This window comes from Salinivibrio sp. ML198 (assembly GCF_001996015.1).
GTDB classification, from domain to species: domain Bacteria; phylum Pseudomonadota; class Gammaproteobacteria; order Enterobacterales; family Vibrionaceae; genus Salinivibrio; species Salinivibrio siamensis.
In genome coordinates this window covers 33,794-54,600 of record NZ_MUEZ01000011.1, presented here as the reverse complement: position 1 = coordinate 54,600, position 20,807 = coordinate 33,794, and the positions used below count along the sequence as shown (strand labels likewise).

Sequence of the window (20,807 nt, the reverse complement as noted above, 5' to 3'; positions counted from 1 at the left end):
AACAGCCTGCTGACTACCGTGTTATAGTCTGAGCGGCCCAATAGACTGAAGGGGGTAAAGGTGTCTAAATATCAGAAGCTTAGTGAACAGATTAAACAGCAGATTCAAGCTGGCATTTGGCACGTGGGAGAAAAGCTTCCCTCGCTGAGAAAACAGGCCGCCTATTCAGGTCTGAGCATGATGACAGTGCTCCAAGCCTATCAACAGCTAGAAAGCCAAGGGTGGATAGTTTCACAGCCCCGTTCAGGCTATCGTGTCGCTCCTCATGCCGCACTTAGCCAAAACCGAACGGATACAGCCCTCCATCCTGCTGAATCGGTCGATATTAATGACTATATTTTCGATGTCCTGCAAGCCAGTCGCTCTCCCGGCATGGCAAGCTATGGGCATGCCTATGTCGATCCCCTGCTCGCCCCTCGCCATCAAGTAAATCGCTCGCTCACCACTTCCGTGCGCTTTATGTCGATTCATAGCGTGGTCGATAATCTCCCGCCGGGTAATGCGCAACTGAGACACCTGATTGCCCAACGCTATGCAGCGCAGGGCATGCAAATCTCACCCGATGAGATAGTAATCACAGCTGGCGGATTGGATGCGTTAAATCTTAGCTTGCGTGCGGTCACGCAACCTGGCGATTGGGTCGCAGTCGAAAGCCCCGCGTTTTACGGCGCATTGCAAGCCCTTGAAAATCGTGGACTCAAAGCGATGGCAATCCGAACTCATCCGACGGAAGGTATTGATCTTGATGCGCTTGAACGCGCCTTGCAAACGCATCCAATTCGCGCTTGTTGGCTGATGAGCAATCATCAAAATCCGTTGGGATATTCGCTGTCAGAAGAGAAAAAGACACGTCTTGCCGAGCTCGTCAATCGCTATCAGGTGTACTTAATCGAAGACGATGTCTATGGCGAACTCTACGATGGCGAACACAAACCGAAGCCCATTAAAGCATTTGATAGTAGCGGTCATATTTTGCACTGCTCGTCTTTTTCAAAAACCTTGGTCGATGCCTTTCGCCTCGGGTGGGTAGCCGCTGGCGATCAAGCCCAGAAACTACAAAAGCTGCAGTTGATGAGCACGGTGACCACCAGCGTCCCCATTCAACTTGCTGTAGCCCACTACCTGCATAACCGAAACTATGAACATCACTTAAAGCAGCTTCGCCACACGCTTGCCGAGCGAAAGCGAGCGACGTGTCAGTTCCTTGTCGATCACTTGCCCCAAGCTGTGGAGGTCGTTAACAGCCCAGGCGGATACTTTTTATGGATAATCTTGCCCAAAGGCAGTGATACTACTGCCCTATACCACCTTGCGCTCAAACATCATATCAGTATCGCACCAGGGAACATGTTTGCGACACACGCACAGTTTGCCCATTGTTTTAGACTCAATACCTCTTACTCACTCGATCATGCTCACCAAAATGCGCTGGCCACCTTATGTGATTTGATTGCACAGCACATTCAAGCCTTGGTAAGGCACTAAGATTGGTTGAGTAACCAAGTAAGGATGGCTTTCCGCGAGGTAGGGGTCGCCTGCTGATACCAATAACCCATCATCTGCAAAGCCTGACTTTGAGTGGTCGGCAGTACACCGCTTCCGTCACGATGCGCAAACGCCCAATCCGCAAAAGCGCTGCGTTCAGAGTCAGTCGCTTGCTGATACCAGTAGTCCACCATTTCTTCTGGTTTCTCTTTTGTGTCTTTCACTGAGATTGGCTGACTCGCGGATACAGCGGACTGGCTTTGTCGCCCTAAAACACGCGACGCCTCATCATTGGCCGCCATAAAGTAAGCGTTGGGAATCGACAATTGCACCCGATTTCCGCCCCCAGCACTATTGAAGGTATAGGTAACCTGTGGTTCAGACCAATTGTTGGCAATGTCTGGGGAGAACGGAAATGAAACATATTGCGTCGTCACACAGTGCTCCGTGCACGTTTCTGACGTTACTTGAGTATTTTCAAGCGGCAGCGTCTCACCATTGATGGTGACGGTTTCATACTCTTGATAATTCTTAAAATACGAGATTTCAGTCATCAATTTGGAAGGAGCCACGTCGGGGCCTGCTGACTTATCAACGGGATAATTCGCCACATAATTCGCACTTGCTTTAACGACATTCGCCCCAGACAAGACCTGAATGTCTGGCGTGATCGATTTCGTCACCACCTGCACATAGTGGCGACGCTCTTTCACTGAACTCGCAACATCATCAAACTGACTCGACGAATCAAAGCTAGTACAACCGACAATAAGTAGACAACTCGATGCGGTCACAAGACGGAAAGTTGCTTTCATACAGCCCCCTTACAGGAAGTTAAAAAAACCGGCCATCCTGGCCGGCAAAAAAGAATAGAAAGGCAAAGTGTTACTGTTAAAAGTTATATTCGATACCTAGACGGGCAAACGCTTTTTTGTCCTCTAGATTGCCCGCATCGTGCTGGCCAATACGAAGATAAGGCAAGAAACCATTCTTCGAGTACATTAGCTGACCGGCAATCACTGAATCACTATCATCGACATCGGCATTGTTGTCTAAGTCAGAATCGCCATTTGCAGCATAACCTAAGCGGTAACCCCACGGACCATTCCAGTACTCACCAACCACTGAGATTTGATCTTGCTCTGCCTCAGTCCCCTTGTTAGCTCCCGCGGTGTTGTACACGCCATCATTATATTTGTAAGCGGCAGACACCTTAAAGCCACCTGGAAGTGGAATTTCAACCCCAGCTAAATACGCCTTGGTATCAATGTCACCCTCATAATTAGAGTTATATTCGTACCCACCATGGAGGGTAAATGCATCCGCTAACGTATAGTGTGCTGCGGCCCCAAAGTGATTTGAGCCTTTGACATCTTTATCGCCACGTCCCACTGACACGTCAAAACTAAAACCATTTAAATCGGGAGAGTCATAACGCGCGATATCGCCTTTACGATCATAATGCGACTTCGTGTCCGCCCCCCAGTCAAAGACGCGGCCTAACCCTGGGTTAGAATAGGGCCAATCGACTACTTCATACATTGGTGTCAACATACGACCAAAACGCACTTGGCCCCAGTCTCCTTTCATACCAATGAAAGTATCACGATTACCCAATGTCGCGCCTGTTCCATCTTCACCGACATACCCTGACTCAATTTGCATGAAGATATAAACGTCGTCATTAAACGCCTTACCGGCTCGAACCCCGACGCGAGACTCATTTTCATAGTCGTAACCGTTACCATCTTCTTGGTTGAAGGCTGAAATAGCCGCAACACCATAAAGGTCAACATTGTAGTCAGTTAAAACACCAACCACACCTTCGTGGTCGGCGGCCATTGCGCCAGTTGATCCTAATGCAACCACTGCACTAATAAGCGAACGCTTAAAAATCTTATTCATGAAAGACTCCTGCTATCTGCAAGATACGGGCTTTGCCTCGTTGATTTATTAAGTTTTATCGAGTGCAAAACCGATTTGAAAGCTGAGAAACGTATTTCAGCTTTCCCCCGCTGCTTACACATTTCGTGTAACCACACCTTCAGACTAATTACGTAAAGAAAAATATCAATCACGACTTAATTTTTAATGAGAATAATATGAACTAGGGCATGTTTTTGACCGTTTTATGACATAGATCTTATCCACTAAAAAACAAAAACCCTTAAAAACAACATCTTAAATAAAACCCCAAAAGTCACAGTCCCCGCAGGCAAGTACTTTCATGCAAATAATGTGAAATAAATATCATAAAAAATGGATAGAAAATCACGTCAAAAACGGCAAAAGTCGCCAATCTTATTTTTCTTACAAAATTAACGAGAAGAAAATGGATAGAGGAGGGTATTTTTTTACGTAAAATAAATTTTATTATCGTCAAAAACGGCAAAATAATGCATAGAATTTAGGATTTATGTAATTTTATTATGAAAAATAACCACGACTACAACTGTGTTTACGTCATCGGTATTCCCCGCGACAAAGCCTTGTCTCGCGATTGAGGGCTTTTTGCATCACCGCACAACGATCGCTGTTGCATATTGAGGCGTACTCGCCGTTATAGAAAAACTGATGCGCATCAAAAGTTAGGTTGACCTGTCATTCAATCAACAGATTCGCGTGATAAATTAGTCAATGAAGCGTTAAGCGCCCCCCATAGCGCAACACACCACCACGCCATGGCGAAAAAGGATCCCGGCATCAATGAAAGGACTACGTTGGTTTTTACCTCTTGTTATTCTCGGTCTTGGCTATCTTGGCTATACCGCCATCGCGGCAACAGAGACAGCTACTCAAGAAAATGCTGCGTCCCCGCCCCCGCCGATTGTTGAGACACGCGTTGTTCACCCAACTCAACATCAAGTGGTTTTACGGGCACACGGTGAAGTCACCCCTGTAGAGACCACACAGCTTTCTGCCCAAGTGTCCGGTGAAGTGGTCGCATGGCATCCAAATTTCGTTGCTGGCGGCATTGTTAAACGTGGTGATGTGCTGTTTTCAATTGAGCCTGATAACTATCAAGCCGCGGTACTGAGCGCCGAAGCCGACCTTGCCAGTGCAAAAGCGTCCTTGATAGAAGAACAAGCCCAGGCGGCGGTGGCAAAACGTCAGGCCAAAAGCCTTCCATCCTCACAAGTCACCGATCTCTACTTACGCAAGCCACAAGTACTCAGTGCAAAAGCCCGCGTAAAATCGGCACAAGCGGCATTAAAGCGCGCACAACGCGACTTAGAAAACTGCCAAGTGACCGCCCCTTACGATGCGCTCGTCGTGTCGCGAGACGTCGGGGTTGGGCAGTACATTAACGCAGGAAGCCCGGTGGGGGTACTTAATAGCATCGAGGCTGCGGAAGTGCATTTGCCTATTGCTGGCTTCGACACACTCTTTCTCCCCACACCATTAGCGGGGATCGAGGTTCAGCTTACCCGCAACGGCAGCGAACCGACTCAACGCCAAGCACGACTCGTGCGCGATCTAGGCATCGTGGAGCAAAGCACCCGCATGATGCGAGTTGTAGTGCGCCTTGATGATCCTTACGGCACCCAATCGGCTAAACCTGCCCTACCCTTTGGCAGTTATATCGAGGCGACTTTCAAAGGGGCAACGTTGGAGAACGTCTTTAAGCTTCCGCAATCCTTGATGAACAATCGCCAAGTTTGGGTCGTCGATCAAGCAGGAAAACTCACCCCGCGTACACTGCGCGTGGTCAGAACGGAAGGCCAGTATATCTACGCTGACCAAGGCTTAAGCGATGATGATCAAGTCGTTACCACGCTGCCTGAATTCCCCGAGCCTGGCATGACGGTTCGCGTGGCATCGCAGGTATCGCCGGAGGGTGAAAATGAATAATGCTGACACGCCAACGCGTGGGCTCATTGCCTATTTTGCCCACAATCCGGTTGCTGCAAACCTGATCATGGTGTTTGTACTCATCATGGGGGTTGCCAGTTACTTTTTCATTCAGCGACAGATGTTCCCTAACATCGAGATTAACTATATTCATATTACCGCTGACTATCCCGGCGCCTCCCCCCAAGAGGTAGAGGAGAGCATCTTAGTTAAAGTGGAGGAAGCCATTAAAGATGTCACCGGGATCGAATCGGTGGTTTCAACCGCGCGGCGCGGATTTGGTCAAGTAGAAATCGAAGTGGATGTTGGGGAAGATCTCAATCTCGTCCTGGACCGCGTAAAGCAAGAGGTCAATGCCCTCTCTAATCTCCCCGCGTCGATGGAACCGCTTAATGTCGCGCAAGTGGAGTTTCGCCAAACCGTCATTCAAATGGCAGTGGTAGGCAATAAGCCGCTCACTGAGCTAAAACGCACGGCACAGGACATTGAAGACGAACTCCTCCAACTCAAGGACGTCACCTTGGTGGAGCTCAGTGCCCCTACCTACGAGATTGCCATCGAGGTAGCTCCCCGTATTCTGCGCAAGTATAACCTCACGCTTAATCAGGTGAGTGACGCCATTGCCCGCTATTCCGCGAACTTCTCTGCCGGTGAAGTACGTACCGACAGCGGCATGATTGCAATTCGCGTCGAGAACCAGCGTTATCGCGGTGATGAGTTTCGCCAGATCCCAATTAAAATCGGCCCCAATGGCAGTCGGTTATTGCTGCAGGATATTGCCACCATCAAAGACGGGTTTACCGAAGGCGAGCGTTACTTTAAGTACTCGGGGCAGAACGCAATTTTTCTCTCGGTGAATGCAACCGCTAGCGAAAATATGGTGACCGTTGCCGACGCCGTCAAAGACTACATACAAGACAAAAACGCAGCATTGCCCGCCGGGCTGGCACTCAAATCGGTGGTCGACATGACACACTACCTTAATGCCCGCCTTGATATGATGCTGAAAAACTTATTACAAGGAGCGGTATTGGTTGCGCTACTGCTGACATTGTTTTTGCGCTTTAAACTTGCCCTCTGGGTGCTTATCGGTTTGCCCGTATGCTTTCTTGGCGCGGTCATGCTAATGCCAGTGATTGGGGTCAGCATTAACATCGTTTCACTGTTTGCGTTCATTATGGTGTTGGGGATTGTCGTCGATGACGCGATCGTTATCGGCGAAAGTGTTTATACCGAAGTGGAGCACAAAGGTGGCGGCGTCAATAACGTTGTCGCCGGGGCGCAGCGTGTTGCCACCCCTGCCACGTTTGGCGTGCTCACCACCATTGCCGTTTTTGCACCTTTTATCATGTCGAGCGGCCCTGAACGCGCCTTTTTCTTTGGCATCGCGTCAATCGTCATCTTGTGTCTCATCTTTAGCTTGGTAGAGTCGAAGCTTATTTTGCCCGCTCACTTGGCGCACACCCACTTTTCCACGCCCAAATCAAATAGCTTCCGCCAGCGTTTTAATCGGCAATTCCATCGCTTCGTCAATGGACCATACCGCCGCGCCGTCACCTTCGCGGTACGTTGGCGCTGGTCGGCTTTCGCATTGTTTGTTGCCTTATTAGCTATCAGTATTTCGTTGGTGGTTGCCAGCCACGTGCGTATGGTGCCGACGCCCAAAGTCCCGCATGATTTTCCCAATATTCGCCTTGAGATGAACAATAACGCCTCGAGTGAGCAAACCATTGCCGCACTCAAAGCCATTGAAGGCATGGTCTACCGCGTCGATAACGCCACAGAAGCCGAGACGGGCCAAGCCATGGTTCAAGACACGCTCGTATTTAATGAAGGGCGAACCTCAGGACAACTGGTGATCCCTTTAGTCGATGATACATTGCGCCCCTTTACCACCTTCGAATTATCGCGGCGCTGGCGTGAGGCGATGCCGGATATCCCAGGAGTTAAAAAACTCACCATTCAAGATGACGTGAATGGTGGAGAACAAGGTGATGAGTTTGGCTTTCTCCTCTTTGGGCCCAACATCGACACACTCAATGCGGCCGGACGTGCTTTAATGTCGCGCCTTAACCAGCAAGCGGGTCTTTTCGATGTGTCCTCATCCATCGATTCAGGCAGTCAGGAAGTGCTCATTTCCCTCACGCCCGTCGCTCATGATCTGGGGCTGGATCTCACCACCATTGCTCAACAGGTAGGAGGGAGTTTCTATGGCGGGGAAGCCCAACGTCTAATCCGTGACGGTGAAGAAATAAAAGTCATGGTGCGTTACCCCAAATTAACGCGGGAGGCATTTTCATCACTGCGTTATGCCGTGATCACCACCCCCACCGGTCAACAAGTCATGTTGGGCGATGTGGTGAAACTGGAGCAACAACCCGGTGTGAGTAGCCTGCGCCGCGAAGCAGGATTTAGAACGGTTTATGTCTATGGGGCAATTGATGAAGAGTTAGTCGAACCCAATGAAGTAGTGGAAACCATTCAACAATCCGTCATACCAGAGGTATTGGCCGATTATCCGGATGTCACTAGTGAACTCAGTGGTTCGATTGAAGAACAACAAGCCCAGCAAGATGAACAAAAGCTTTTCTTTATTGCCGGGATGATTGTGGTCTATGCGTTATTGGCCGTGCCCTTAAAAAGCTATACGCAACCACTGATTATCATGTCGGTGATCCCTTTTAGCTTAACGGGTGCTATTTGGGGACATTATTGGTTTGATATTGATTTAAGTATGATGTCGACCTTTGGTTTGATTGCCGCCGCAGGCGTGGTGGTCAACGATGCGCTGGTGATGACTGACTATATTAATCGAGCGCGTCACGCGGGGGTTGAGATCAAAAAAGCAGTGATCGACGCAGGCTGTGCCCGCTTTCGGGCCATCACACTGACGTCTATCACCACCTTTGCGGGGGTGTTGCCCATCATGTTTGAAACCAGCCTGCAAGCAAGATTTGTGATCCCAATGGCCGTCGCACTTGGCTTTGCGGTGATGTTTGCCACCTTGCTAACGCTGTTTCTGGTGCCCTGTTTATATCTGATGCTGCAAGATATTGGACAGCTTCTGCGCCGGCTCACTCCCGGCCTTTCCTCGTCACAATCAGAGCCTAACGCGCGATAAAAGAGGTGCCGAGCGCAGCCCCTTGTGCACCGTGTTTGTCCAGCTGGTTAGCAATGGCGGTCATCGCTAGCCAGCGGTTCTCGCACCATGAAGGCGCTAGTAACGTCGGTGGACGTGCACTCGCAGACACGCGATGATACACCACCTCAGGAGGCGTTCGCTGGATCATCATGCTGGCGCTGTCGACGTAGTCTTCTAACGTAATCGCGTCTTGACGCCCTGCACGCCACGCTTTCGCCATGGTGCTACCCTCGACAATATGTAGCGGGTGCAGTTTAATCCCATCGGTGCCTGTGCTCACGACCCGGTCAATCGTTGTTTGATGATCGGTGATGCCCTCACCGGGCAGACCAACAATTAAATGCGTGCATACTTTAATGCCCAGTGCACGGGCTTGTTGAGTGATTCGCTCGTACACTGCCACATCATGGCCACGGTTAATGCGTTTCAACGTCTTGTCATGACCCGTTTGTAAACCAAGCTCTAACCACACTTCAAATCCTTGTTGACGATAACCCGCCAACAGTGTCAATACCTGGCTGGGCACACAATCTGGCCGTGTACCGACACACAGCCCGACCATGTTTTCACGCGCTAATGCTTGCTCGTACAAGGCCTTTAACCGCGCGACTTCACCATAAGTACTGGTATAGGCTTGAAAATACGCCAGATAACGACGTGCTCGGTCTACCTCTTTCGAGCGCAGGCGCAGTTGATCGCTAACGGTTTGGTGCTGCGCGGTTTCATCAGAAAAGGATGCGACATTGCAAAAGGTGCAACCGCCCCGCCCGAGCGTGCCATCACGATTGGGACAGCTAAAACCGCCATGCAGTGTGAGCTTATGAACACGTTCGCCATAACGGTGTTTTAAATCTTGGCCTAGTGTATTAACGAGTTGATGCAGCTCCATAACGCCTCAGCGGAAAAAGACAAAGGCGAGATTTTAACAACTGTTATCGAAGAGATATTGGGGCGGATCAAGCAAAGGCGTGCTTGCCCTAAAACAACAAACCCGCCTTGGCGGCGGGTTTAAATCATTGGCGTGATACGCCCATTAGGCTTTGGCTTTCTTCTTGCGTTTATCAGTGACTTCCCACTGACCGTCAACAAAGAAGGCTGACCAGCCCGTTGGCTTGCCATCTTCCTCGCTACGCACGTAATTCTCTTTGGTTTTACGTGCAAAACGAACCACAGTAGGACGTCCATCGGGATCTTCCTGCGGCGCATCGGCAAGGTATTTGAACTTGTCCGAAATGCGGTCTTTGAAGCGATGAAGCTCCTCCACCAGCGGCGCACGTGTCTCGCGGGATTTGGGGAAATTACTCGCGGCCATAAATAGGCCAGAGGCACCATCACGTAACACGAAATAGGCATCCGAGTTTTCACATGGCAACTCTGGGAAGTGCACCGGATCTTCTTTCGGTGGCGCAACGTCCCCATTTTTGAGGATCTTACGCGTGTTCTTACATTCCTCGTTGGTGCAACCCATGTATTTACCGAAACGGCCATTTTTCAGCACCATGTCGCTACCACATTTGTCGCACTCTACCACAGGCCCATCGTAGCCTTTGGGTTTGAACTCCCCTTTTTCAACCACATAGCCTTCGCAGCTCGGATTATTACCACACACGTGCAACTTGCGATGCTGATCAATGAGGTAAGAGTCCATTGCCGTTTCACAAATCGGACAACGCTTCATCGCCCGAAGATCAGCGGTTTCAACGTCCTCTTCGAGCACATTGACAATACCATCTTCGTCCATCAAGTTGATGGTGGTTTTACACCGCTCTTTCGGGGGTAATGCGTAGCCCGAACAACCGAGGAACACGCCAGTCGATGCGGTGCGAATACCCATTTTACGCCCACAGGTTGGACAGTCGATATCTGTCATCACCATGTTGTTGGGCTTCATTCCACCTTCGTCTTCATCCTGCTCGGCTTGTTCAAGCTCTGCGGTGAAATCCGCAAAGAAATCATCAAGCACCGCTTTCCAGTCGGCTTCACCTTCGGCAATTTTATCGAGCGACGCTTCCATACGAGCGGTAAAGTCATAGTCCATCAAATCGGCAAAGCTTTGGTTGAGACGATCAGTGACAATCTCGCCCATTTTCTCAGCATAGAAGCGACGGTTTTCAACTCGCACATAACCGCGGTCTTGTATCGTGGAAATAATAGACGCGTACGTCGATGGACGACCAATGCCCGCTTTTTCTAACTCTTTGACCAAGGCCGCTTCGGTATAACGGGCGGGTGGCTTAGTAAAGTGTTGTTTCGGATCAAGCTTGTCGAGTGTTAGTGATTCACCCACCTCAACCGCTGGCAAGGTTTGGTCTTCATTTTTACCTGAAGGCCGCTGTACCCGAGTCCAACCGTCAAAGCGCAGTGTGCGTCCTTTTGCTTTCAAGGTGTAATCGCTCGCATCGACCGTCAAGGTCGTCGAGTCATATTTTGCCGGTACCATTTGACAGGCCACAAACTGGCGCCAAATCAAGTCGTACAGACGATGCGCATCAGGGTCCATCCCCTGCAAATCACTGGCATTGACACCCACATCAGAAGGCCGGATGGCCTCGTGCGCTTCTTGGGCATTGGCTTTGGCACCATACACGTTCGCCGACGCTGGTAAGTACTTCTCACCGTATTCGCTAGCAATATGGCCACGAGCCGCTTCGACCGCTTCTTTGCTGAGGTTGGTCGAGTCGGTACGCATGTAAGTGATATAGCCGGCTTCATACAAGCGTTGCGCCAACATCATGGTTTTCTTCACCCCAAAGCCGAGACGCGTGCTTGCCGCCTGCTGCAATGTTGAGGTGATATAAGGCGCCGAGGGCTTACTCGTTGAGGGGCGATCTTCGCGATCACGCACCACAAAGCTGGCGTGCTCGAGAGCCGACACCGCCGCCATCGCCTCATCTTTATTTTTCGGCTTAAAGGCTTTGCCATTTTGTTGCGCCACGAGCAGTCGCAGCGCCTGCTCTTTCGGTGTGAGCGTGTCGGCGTGCACATCCCAAAACTCTTCGGGAATAAAAGCTTTTATCTGATGCTCACGTTCAACAAGCAGCTTTACCGCGACCGACTGCACACGACCGGCCGACAAGCCTCGCGCCACTTTTTTCCATAGCAACGGCGAGACCATAAAGCCCACCACACGGTCGAGGAAACGCCGCGCTTGCTGTGCGTTGACACCGTCGATATTGACATCACCCGGTGCTTCAAACGCCTGTGTGATCGCATTTTTGGTGATCTCATTAAAGACCACGCGTTTGAAGCGGTCGTTATCACCACCGATGAGTTCGCGCAGGTGCCAAGCAATGGCCTCCCCTTCGCGGTCCAAATCCGTTGCGAGATAAACGTTGTCGGCTTTCTCAGCCAGTGACTTAAGCTCGGCGACGACTTTTTCCTTACCGGGCAACACTTGGTATTTTGCTTGCCAGCCATTGTAAGGATCAACGCCCATCTTGTTGATGAGCGCCTTCTGTTCTTTTTCTTTTTTAATGCGCGCTTTTTCTTCGGCGCTGAGCCCTTTCGTGGACACAGGTGCGGCCTTTTTACCGCCTTGCGTCGCTCCAGTTGGCAAGTCACGAACATGTCCGACACTCGACTTCACCACGAAGTCTTTGCCGAGATATTTATTGATCGTTTTCGCCTTTGCTGGGGACTCCACGATGACGAGAGATTTGCCCATAATGACCTAATTGACGCCCTTTGCGCTAAAACTGTCGAAAATTCGTTGCGTTGCACTTCCATGCCGGAGTGCCGCTATCTGTTTACAATATTGAGCGAGTCTAGCCGAATATCAACTAAATTCGCAGCAAAACACGCTGATTGCTCGTCCCTTCCACAATTGTTAAGCAATTGTGATGGTAATATCCCGATTGTTCTTCATGCCGGTTTCCGGCAAAAACGCGCTAATCATTACCATTGCCGCACGCAAAATAGCTAAATGGATGCGGTAATCTTTGGCTTGGCTCACATTATTATGGCTATTTCGCTCATTATCGTGCGCCTGTTACCGCTATTTTCCTTCCGTTGTTTATCGCCCAACGCTAACAGGCAGCACTCGGGGAGTGAGTTAAACCAACGGACGCTGACCACGACTAATCCATTTTAGCAGCACACGATCTGCCACCTCCGCGGATGCGCCAGCAAGCTTTTCAGCAATGTTTTTACGCTGATGGTAAGACACCGACAGCACTTTTCGCTCGTTATTCGCCGCCTGGAACAAATACTCGTCGCTGGTACAGACCTCATCAATCAATCCCAGACTCAATGCTTGGTTACCAAACCAGTGTTCACCGGTGGCAACCTTATCGACATTAAGAGACGGGCGGTATTCGCTGATAAACGCCTTGAACAGGCCATGGGTTTCTTCCAGTTCCGTTTTGAACTTCTCGCGCGCTTTGTCAGTGTTTTCACCAAACATGGTTAGCGTGCGCTTAAATTCACCGGCGGTCAGCTGCTCAAATTCAATATCGTTCTTCTTAAGCAATTTGTTAAAGTTGGGCAGCTGGGCAATCACCCCAATCGAGCCAATGATCGCAAACGGCGCTGCAATCAACTTATCCGCGACGCATGCCATCATATACCCGCCGCTTGCGGCCACTTTATCAACCGCCACGGTTAAGGGCACGCCTGCTTGACGGAAGCGTGCCAGCTGAGACGCCGCTAGGCCATAGCCATGCACCATACCGCCACCACTCTCGACGTTGACCAAGACTTCGTCCTGTTCGGTTGCTACCGACAAAATCGCCGTGACTTCTTCTCGCAACGCCTCCACTTCGCGGGCATCGATGCTGCCTTTAAAGTGGATCACAAACAATTGTGGATCCCGTTGAGCCGATGGCTCATTTTGCTTTTTGGCTGCGGCTTTTTGCGCCTTTTCTTCTTTCTTCTTGGCTTTTTTCTCGTCTTTCTCTCGCGCTTTTAACGACGATTCATTGTACAAGTGCTGCTCTAGCGATTGACGATAATGCTTAAACCGCTCAGTTAAGTCAGTGAGCTTTAGGCTACCTTTTTGCCCCCCTTTGTCGCTCGCGGCGCGCACTAAAGCGACCAATACAAATGCCGCTAATAAGAAAGTGACGACTTTTGCCAGAAAAAGCCCATAATCCGCAATGAAATCCAATGTTGTATCCTCTTTTTTGTCGCTATGTTGGCAATGCCGTTAACCGTACATCACGCACTTGGTTGTCACACCTTACCCGCAACCTTACAATAATCTACGTTTAACAATAAATAAGGATTTATATCGTGGACTACCAAGTAAGCTCAAACGCGCTTGACGGGCGTGTGATTTTGGTGACCGGTGCGGGCGCTGGCATTGGCCGCCAAGCCGCACTTAGCTATGCAGAGAAAGGCGCCACCGTCATCCTTCTCGGCCGCACCGTGAAAAAACTTGAAGCAGTATACGATGAAATTGATGCTTTGGACGCGCCACAACCATCGATTATCCCACTGGATATGCTGGGTGCCACGCGTCAGCATTATTTGGATATGGCAGACACCATTGAACAACAGTTCGGGCGCTTAGACGGCGTACTGCATAATGCTGGCTTGCTCGGTGTGCTGAGCCCGTTCGATCAGATTGATGAAAAATCTCATGACGATGTGATGCAGGTGAATGTCAAAGCCACCATGCTCATGACGCAAGCCCTGCTGCCATTATTGAAAAAGTCTGACGATGCTCGCGTGGTGTTTACCACATCGACTGTCGGCCACCAAGGGCGTGCTTATTGGGGCAGCTATGCGATTTCTAAGTTCGCGACCGAAGGCATGATGCAAGTGCTGGCGGATGAAATGTCTGATACCAAGGTACGAGTCAACGCCATCAACCCAGGCGGTACCCGCACCAGTATGCGCGCGAGCGCTTTCCCAGGAGAAGACCCTGACACGCTCAAAACGCCTCTCGATATTATGCCACTTTACCTGTATTTGATGGCCCCAGAAGGTATTGGCGAGCACGGCCAATGCATTGATGCACAACCTAAGCGCTAAGCACAGCGCCCCCATGGCTGGGGGCGCTCGTTTTAGCAAACCGATTTAAAAATCGATGCTGAGTTTGGCTTTGATGTTGCGTTCGTCCCCATACCAACAGTTCAATTCATCAAAACAGCTGTAAGTGGTTTTATCGAACAAGTTGGTCGCAGATAGGGACAGTTTTGCGCCTGATAGCGACGGTGACGCTTGCGAAAGATCGTAACTAATCGCGGTATCAAACACCGTATAGTCGGGCACCGTAAAGGTATTGGTGGCGTTACCCTGTGACTCACCTACATACCGTGCGCCTAAACTCACGCGTGTCCCCGCACTGACCTGGTGATTCAGCCACGCACTGGCAGTCTGCTCTGGCACCCAAACTGGGGTCTTGCCCTCTAGGTTAGGGTCATCCGTGATCTCCATATCAATATAGCCATAAGTTAAGGCCACATCCGTCTCTACACTAAGTGCATGATTAAACTCAACCTCTATTCCACGAGAGCGGATTTCACCGGTTTGAATTTTCGCGTATGAGTCGTTGGGATCATTCACCAGCGCGTCTTGCTTTTTAAGCTCGAACAACGCCACGTTGACGCCAGTGCTACCGTCTAGTGACAAGTACTTGAGGCCGGTTTCCCATTGTTTACCCGTGGAAGGGTCAAACACATTACCCCGATTATCCATATCGGTTGGTTCAAAGCTTTCTGAGTAACTCAGATAAGGGGAAATGCCGTTGTCAAACTGGTACATCGCACCGGCACGGAATGCCAGATTATAGTGACGAATGTTTTTCTCTGAGGCACTACTTAAGGTTTGCTTGTCATCTTTTAACTCGTACTCGTCGTAACGTGCCCCAGCGAGCAACACCCATTGGTTCCACAAGATCTGATCTTGGGCATAGAGGCCAGTCTGTGTCACTTCAATATCATGGTCTTCTTGGTAAGCAAAACTGAGTGAGTCGGGGTTAACCTGGTTATTATCGGGATCGAAAATATCAATATCCGGCACCACATTCGCCAAAGTATCGTCATAGTCAACGTCGGAAGACATATCTTGATAATCAATACCGAACAAGGTGTAGTGCTGTGCCGACCCCCAGTTCAAATCACCAGAAAGCTGTGTATCGACCACCCAAGCCGCCATTGTCTCATCGGTTAGGTAAGCGTTTCGCGGATAGTGGCGGCCGTCATCGCTTTTTTGGTGATACATGTTTTTTTGCAGCAAATCAGCATCTGTGTAGCGTGCCGAATGCAGCAACGACCAATTTGATGAGAGCTGGTGCTGCACCTTGTAACCCAGCATCAGAAACTCACGATCATAAGTATTCCAGTTGTTGTCACCGGAAAAGCTATCGCTAGAAAGGCTGCCTTGGTCACTATGCAATACCGAGCCGTTGGCCGGCAATGAGGTATAAATGCCCGCCGCCGGATCCGCTTGGTAATAAAGATTAACGTTCACCAACGTATCTGGCGACACCCGCCAATCTAGCGATGGGGCGACGACATAACGCTCTTCTTCTGAATCGCCCGCTTGGCCATCTTTTTGTCGTGCCAGCGCCACCATCCGGTACGCCAATGGGGAGTCAGAAATCGCACCAGTACTGTCAACAGACACTTCACGCAGCGCATCAGAGTCGGTGCTCATCGTCACGCGGTGCGCCGCCTCTTGTTGCGGCGTCTTGGCGATCATATTCACCATCCCACCCGGTGGAATATTCCCGTATAACACCGACGTCGGCCCTTTGAACACTTCCACTTGTTCAATCGCAATCGGATCGATTTGTGGCTGTAAATTCCAGGTGTTGTAAGGTACCGCGAGACCATCAAAAAAGTTCTGGTAGTTGATAAAACCACGAATATTAAAGAGATCGAGTCGCGTGACGGCCCCACCCCGCAGCTCAGTATTTACACCCGGTGTGTAACGTACCACTTCGCTTAGTGAACTGGCTTGGCGCTGTTCGATGGCCTCTCGGTCGATGACAGTGACCGCTTGAGGCGTTTCTTCTGGTGCCAGTACTGTTTTCGTGGCCGTATTGCGGTAGGTGTCGCCTAAGACTTGTATGGTTTCCATCTCAGCGTGTTGCGACTCGGCATAAGCTGATGGCAGCATCAAGCTCCCCATGACCGCCATCGCTAACGGGGACAGTCGCCATCTGGCAACCTGCTGCACGCGTGCACAACCCATATCCATGATGATTTTCCTCTTAATGCAAATTAAACGTAAAACGGAATCATTCGCATTTTAAAGGTGTGCATGGTGAATACTGTTCATTTTGGTGCATGATGGTGACAATCCAGCGGGATCCAGTACGTCATTACCGCGTCATCGGCTTCTGGTTGATATCCAGGCGGATAGACTTCAAGCTCGATACCATCCGTGCATCGGTACCCTGAGGCAGGCAACCAATGATAGATAAAGGTATGCAAGGTCTTAGGCAGTTCACTCACGGGCCCCAAATGCGTAATCACCGCATAGGTCGCCTCTGGCACCGTCCACGTGGCTAAAGATAGGCTTGACGGCGCATCTCGCTGCTGACCGGCGAGGTAGGGTAACGGGGTTTGAAGTGTATCAGCGCTGGCCACATCAATCGCACCAATGCTTGGCTGACCAACATCAATCAACCCAGCCTCGTGCGCATCACGCCACAGCTTAGGCACCACGTCAGTAAAATCGGGCTCAGGTGCAAACAAGCCTAATATAGGCGACGTCTGCCCCACCAGCGTGATCGATGATCGCGTTTGAATGTGCACCGACAGCCAAGACGGATTGGGAGTCGCCAGTGTCGTAATATGCAGTGGTGTTCGAATACCATCCATCACCCCCCGCTGGCGATACGTACGAGGACTCACCCCGAACTGCTGACGAAATGCGCGGGAAAAATTCGCCTCTGAGGTAAACCCAAACGACAGCGCGATATCAATCACTCTATCGGGCCGAGAGAGCAACTGTTTGGCGGCATAGCTAAGTCTTAGTTCACGCACATAATGCGCCACACTCACGCCCGTTTGTTCCGAGAACACGCGCTGCAATTGCCAGCGAGACCAGCAGCTGTGAGCGGCCAACTCACTGACAGAAAGCGGTTGGTCAAGGTTTGCGTGGATAAAGTCTAGAACCCGCTCGATACGAACAAAGCGTGCTGTTTGCTCTGGTGCTAATGCCGTTGCCATCACATCCTTTTATCGACAAAATTGTAAATAAACTCCAAGATAACACAAACAATAATCATTATCATAACTGAAGTGAAAGAGGCCAACCGATACGACGGATAATAAGGCTGCAACTGTTATAGTGAGCGCGACGAGTTAGAGCGTCACACAGAAATAGAAAGCCCGGCACATGGCCGGGCTTTAGCGAACATCACGCAGACTTACTTACGCGTTCTTGGTTTGCCTTTACCACGCGGCGCGCCCGAGCGCTGATTGCCCTTTTTCGGGCTTCCGCCTTTCGGTCCTGCCGCAGGTGCGTTACCCCGACGAGCCTGACGTGTTTTCTTCGGCTTATCATTGCTATCGATACGCTCTTCGTAGCGGCGTACCGCACGGCGGATCTTCTGGCGCGACTTTTTACGCTTTTTATCATCTGGCGTGATAACCGTTTGCGACTCTGGCTTCATCTCTACCATTTCGCGCAGATAATTCACTTCTTTCAGATCCATCTCACGCCAACCACCACGCGGCAGATCTTTTTCAAGATAGATATCGCCGTAACGCACACGCTTCAAACGGCTTACGGTCACACCTTGGGTTTCCCACAAACGACGCACTTCACGGTTGCGCCCTTCGGTAATCACCACATAGAAAGTGTGATTCATCCCCTCGCCGCCTGCATAAACGACATCTTCAAAGCGCGCCACGCCATCGTCTAGTTCTACGCCGTGAACAAGGTTTTTCACCATATCTTCGTTCACGTCACCAAACACACGCACCATGTACTCACGTTGCACTTGGCGGCTTGGGTGCATCAAACGATTCGCTAGTTCACCGTCGGTAGTGAACAGCATTAAGCCTGAGGTATTGGCATCCAAACGGCCAACCGCTACCCAGCGCGCATCTTTCAATTTGGGCAAGCGATCGAATACCGTACGACGCCCCTCTGGGTCGCTTCGCGTACACAGTTCACCCTCTGGCTTGTTGTATGCAAGAACGCGACACACAGACTCAGAAGGCGCATTAAGCTGCACCGCATGACCATCAACACGCACCAATGCACTGGGATCATCAAGGCGGTCACCCAGTTTGGCGACGGCACCATTAACACTCACCCGGCCGGCTTGAATGTATCCTTCCATTTCGCGGCGTGAACCTACGCCAGCACGCGCTAGCACCTTCTGTAATTTTTCGCTCATGTTTTTTACCTTACTGTCGCCTTCACAGGCGTCATCACTGTCACGATTGGCATAAGAGCTAACGATAATGAGTTAGCCAGCCGTTAATGATACCAATAAGCGTAGAGATAGAGAAACAGTTTCACGCGTTCACGGCATATCAGCTGTTGTGGCTGAGTCAATCGCAAAACACCTGGACAAAAAAACGCCCAGCAAGGCGGCTGGGCGGGAATGGAAGGTCAACCACAGGTTGACGCAACATCAGAACAAGAACATTGCATAGGTAATTACGCGCGACACTGTGCGTTGGTTCACCCGCAGTCAGACATTAATCAAACGGGGCGGGATCACCACTCCCGTGACGGCGAACCTCAGGCATGCCTTCACTGAAATCAACCACTGTGGTGGGGTGCTCACCTAATACGCCACCGTGCATAATCAAATCCACACTGTGCTCTAACTGATCGCGAATTGCTTCGGGATCGGATTCGGTAAAGTCGTTACCCGGTAAAATCAGTGAGGTCGACATTAGCGGCTCACCCAGCGCCTCGAGCAAATCCAGGGCGATTTGGTTATCCGGTACGCGAATGCCTATGGTTTTCCGTTTTGGATTCATCAACCGTTTTGGCACTTCTTTGGTCGCTTTGAAAATAAACGTATACGCGCCAGGTGTATTGTTACGAATCAAGCGAAATGCAACGTTATCGACCCGTGCGTACAGTGATAACTCAGACAGATCGCGACACAACAAGGTGAAGTTATGATCTTTATCGAGGTCACGAATACGGCAAATACGCTCTAACGCTTGTTTGTTCTCAAGCTGACAGCCAAGCGCATAGCCCGAATCGGTCGGATAAATGATCACTCCACCGTTTCGGACAATTTCCACCGCTTGTTTGATCAGCCGCGCTTGCGGGTTCTCTGGGTGGACATAAAAAAACTGACTCATGGTTCCTCCTGCTGTAGCTTGACCCCGTGGGGATGCGCACCGCAAATCCAGCGTGAATGGTCTGCGCGCCGGATAATCCTTATCGCTATCAATATAACGTACTTCGTTATTGTAACGCGTCTGGCTTGTCGCTATCTAGTTGATTTACTGATTGCCATTTTTGTTCAGCCGCCTCTAACCACGTCCAGTCACACCAAACCGGCTGACTATCCTTCGGTAGCCATAAATTGCGGCCCAGCTCTGTCCACGGCGAAGGATAATGAAAATCCGACCCCAGCGAGGCCAACAAACCATAATCTCGCGCGTAATCGGCCAGCAAACGACGCTCTTGTTGCGACTGCTGAGGAAGAGCGACTTCGATAGCATCGCCATTGGCGTCAGAAAACGCAGCCAGTAATCGTTTCAGCCACTTGGCTTTGAGTTTGTATCGCCCCGGATGAGCAAGCACCGCTTGTCCCCCAGCCTCATGGATCGCTTCAACGGCCTCTGCAATCGAGCACCAGTTCGGTGGTGCATAGCCGGTGTTCCCTCGGGTTAAAAAGCGCTTAAAACAGGCTTGCATGGTTTTCGCGTGACCTTGCTCCACCAACCAGCGCGCGAAATGGGCACGGGTGAGCGGCGCATCGCCAGCCAGTTCGCGCGCACCTGCGAGCGCCCCTGTGTAGTGCGAGCGCTCTAACCGCTCAGCAATCAGCTCAGCCCGTTGTTGGCGTCGCTCAGCTTGTTCCGCAATCAATGCGGTCAATGCCGGGTGCTCGGGGTCGACATTTAACCCTACAATGTGGATATCAAAGTTCTGCCACAAGGTTGAAACCTCAATGCCGTTGACCAGCGTAAGGGGCAAGTTTTGATGGTCAATTTCTGCTTGCGCCTCCACCAGCCCAGCGGTGGTGTCGTGGTCGGTAATCGCCAACACGCCCACGCGACGCTCGACCGCGCGCTGCACCAAATCTTTGGGTGATAGGCGGCCGTCTGAGGCAGTGGTATGGCTATGTAAATCAATGATCATGGTGTATCGGGTTTCCTTAATGTGCTCGCGCCTTGGCATTGTCAGTTTGAGTCGTATCAGCCTAAGCTGAGTACGCGCCATGCGGGCTCAG

14 protein-coding genes are annotated in these 20,807 nt (G+C 50.7%); 4 read left to right on the top strand and 10 right to left on the bottom strand.

What is annotated here, in order from left to right; translation table 11 throughout:
• Window positions 1-60 precede the first annotated feature (60 nt).
• A complete protein-coding gene (locus BZG25_RS09365; protein WP_077638953.1) occupies window positions 61-1,485 on the top strand; it encodes a PLP-dependent aminotransferase family protein in 1,425 nt (474 codons plus the stop codon).
• Here the strand turns inward: BZG25_RS09365 and BZG25_RS09360 are convergent.
• A complete protein-coding gene (locus BZG25_RS09360) occupies window positions 1,482-2,300 on the bottom strand; it encodes a DUF2057 family protein (RefSeq protein ID WP_077638952.1) in 819 nt (272 codons plus the stop codon). The genes BZG25_RS09365 and BZG25_RS09360 overlap by 4 nt on opposite strands.
• Window positions 2,301-2,376: 76 nt before the next feature.
• Window positions 2,377-3,390, bottom strand: coding sequence for a porin (locus BZG25_RS09355; protein ID WP_077577948.1), 1,014 nt, complete (start codon window positions 3,388-3,390; stop codon window positions 2,377-2,379).
• Between the two features lie 801 nt (window positions 3,391-4,191).
• On the opposite strand from BZG25_RS09355, the gene BZG25_RS09350 reads away from it, so the two are divergent.
• Window positions 4,192-5,337, top strand: a complete 1,146-nt coding sequence (locus tag BZG25_RS09350; protein ID WP_077638951.1) for an efflux RND transporter periplasmic adaptor subunit — start codon at window positions 4,192-4,194, stop codon at window positions 5,335-5,337.
• Window positions 5,330-8,458, top strand: a complete 3,129-nt coding sequence (locus tag BZG25_RS09345; RefSeq protein WP_077638950.1) for an efflux RND transporter permease subunit — start codon at window positions 5,330-5,332, stop codon at window positions 8,456-8,458. The genes BZG25_RS09350 and BZG25_RS09345 overlap by 8 nt, the downstream gene beginning before the upstream one ends.
• Here BZG25_RS09345 and BZG25_RS09340 read toward each other — a convergent pair.
• From BZG25_RS09340 to sohB, 3 genes are all read right to left on the bottom strand, one after another.
• Window positions 8,445-9,368: a TIGR01212 family radical SAM protein gene (locus BZG25_RS09340; protein WP_077638949.1), complete on the bottom strand. Its 924-nt coding sequence runs from the start codon at window positions 9,366-9,368 to the stop codon at window positions 8,445-8,447. The two genes, BZG25_RS09345 and BZG25_RS09340, sit on opposite strands and share 14 nt — an antisense overlap.
• A 144-nt stretch (window positions 9,369-9,512) precedes the next feature.
• Window positions 9,513-12,143: a type I DNA topoisomerase gene (gene topA, locus BZG25_RS09335; RefSeq protein ID WP_077638948.1), complete on the bottom strand. Its 2,631-nt coding sequence runs from the start codon at window positions 12,141-12,143 to the stop codon at window positions 9,513-9,515.
• A 387-nt stretch (window positions 12,144-12,530) separates the two neighbouring features.
• Window positions 12,531-13,583, bottom strand: a complete 1,053-nt coding sequence (sohB, locus tag BZG25_RS09330; RefSeq protein ID WP_046073426.1) for a protease SohB — start codon at window positions 13,581-13,583, stop codon at window positions 12,531-12,533.
• A 125-nt stretch (window positions 13,584-13,708) separates the two neighbouring features.
• Between sohB and BZG25_RS09325 the strand changes: the two genes are divergently transcribed.
• Window positions 13,709-14,452: a YciK family oxidoreductase gene (locus BZG25_RS09325; RefSeq protein WP_077638947.1), complete on the top strand. Its 744-nt coding sequence runs from the start codon at window positions 13,709-13,711 to the stop codon at window positions 14,450-14,452.
• Window positions 14,453-14,497: 45 nt separating this feature from the next.
• On the opposite strand, the gene BZG25_RS09320 is transcribed toward BZG25_RS09325, so the two are convergent.
• The 5 genes from BZG25_RS09320 to rnm form a co-directional block, all read right to left on the bottom strand.
• On the bottom strand, window positions 14,498-16,624 hold the full coding sequence (locus tag BZG25_RS09320) for a TonB-dependent siderophore receptor (RefSeq protein WP_241828686.1): 2,127 nt from the start codon (window positions 16,622-16,624) through the stop codon (window positions 14,498-14,500).
• Between the two features lie 77 nt (window positions 16,625-16,701).
• Window positions 16,702-17,601 carry an AraC family transcriptional regulator gene (locus tag BZG25_RS09315; protein ID WP_077638946.1) on the bottom strand — a complete coding sequence of 300 codons (900 nt, stop codon included), beginning with the start codon at window positions 17,599-17,601 and terminating at the stop codon, window positions 16,702-16,704.
• 200 nt (window positions 17,602-17,801) lie between these two features.
• Complete coding sequence (rluB, locus tag BZG25_RS09310) at window positions 17,802-18,779, bottom strand: 23S rRNA pseudouridine(2605) synthase RluB (RefSeq protein ID WP_077638945.1); 978 nt, start codon at window positions 18,777-18,779, stop codon at window positions 17,802-17,804.
• A gap of 307 nt (window positions 18,780-19,086) precedes the next feature.
• Entirely contained in the window at window positions 19,087-19,707 is a 621-nt protein-coding gene (locus tag BZG25_RS09305) for an L-threonylcarbamoyladenylate synthase (protein ID WP_046073430.1), read from the bottom strand.
• Window positions 19,708-19,813: 106 nt separating this feature from the next.
• Window positions 19,814-20,716 (bottom strand): RNase RNM, encoded by a 903-nt coding sequence (gene rnm, locus BZG25_RS09300; RefSeq protein WP_077638944.1) that lies wholly within the window; start codon window positions 20,714-20,716, stop codon window positions 19,814-19,816.
• Between the last annotated feature and the right edge of the window lie 91 nt (window positions 20,717-20,807).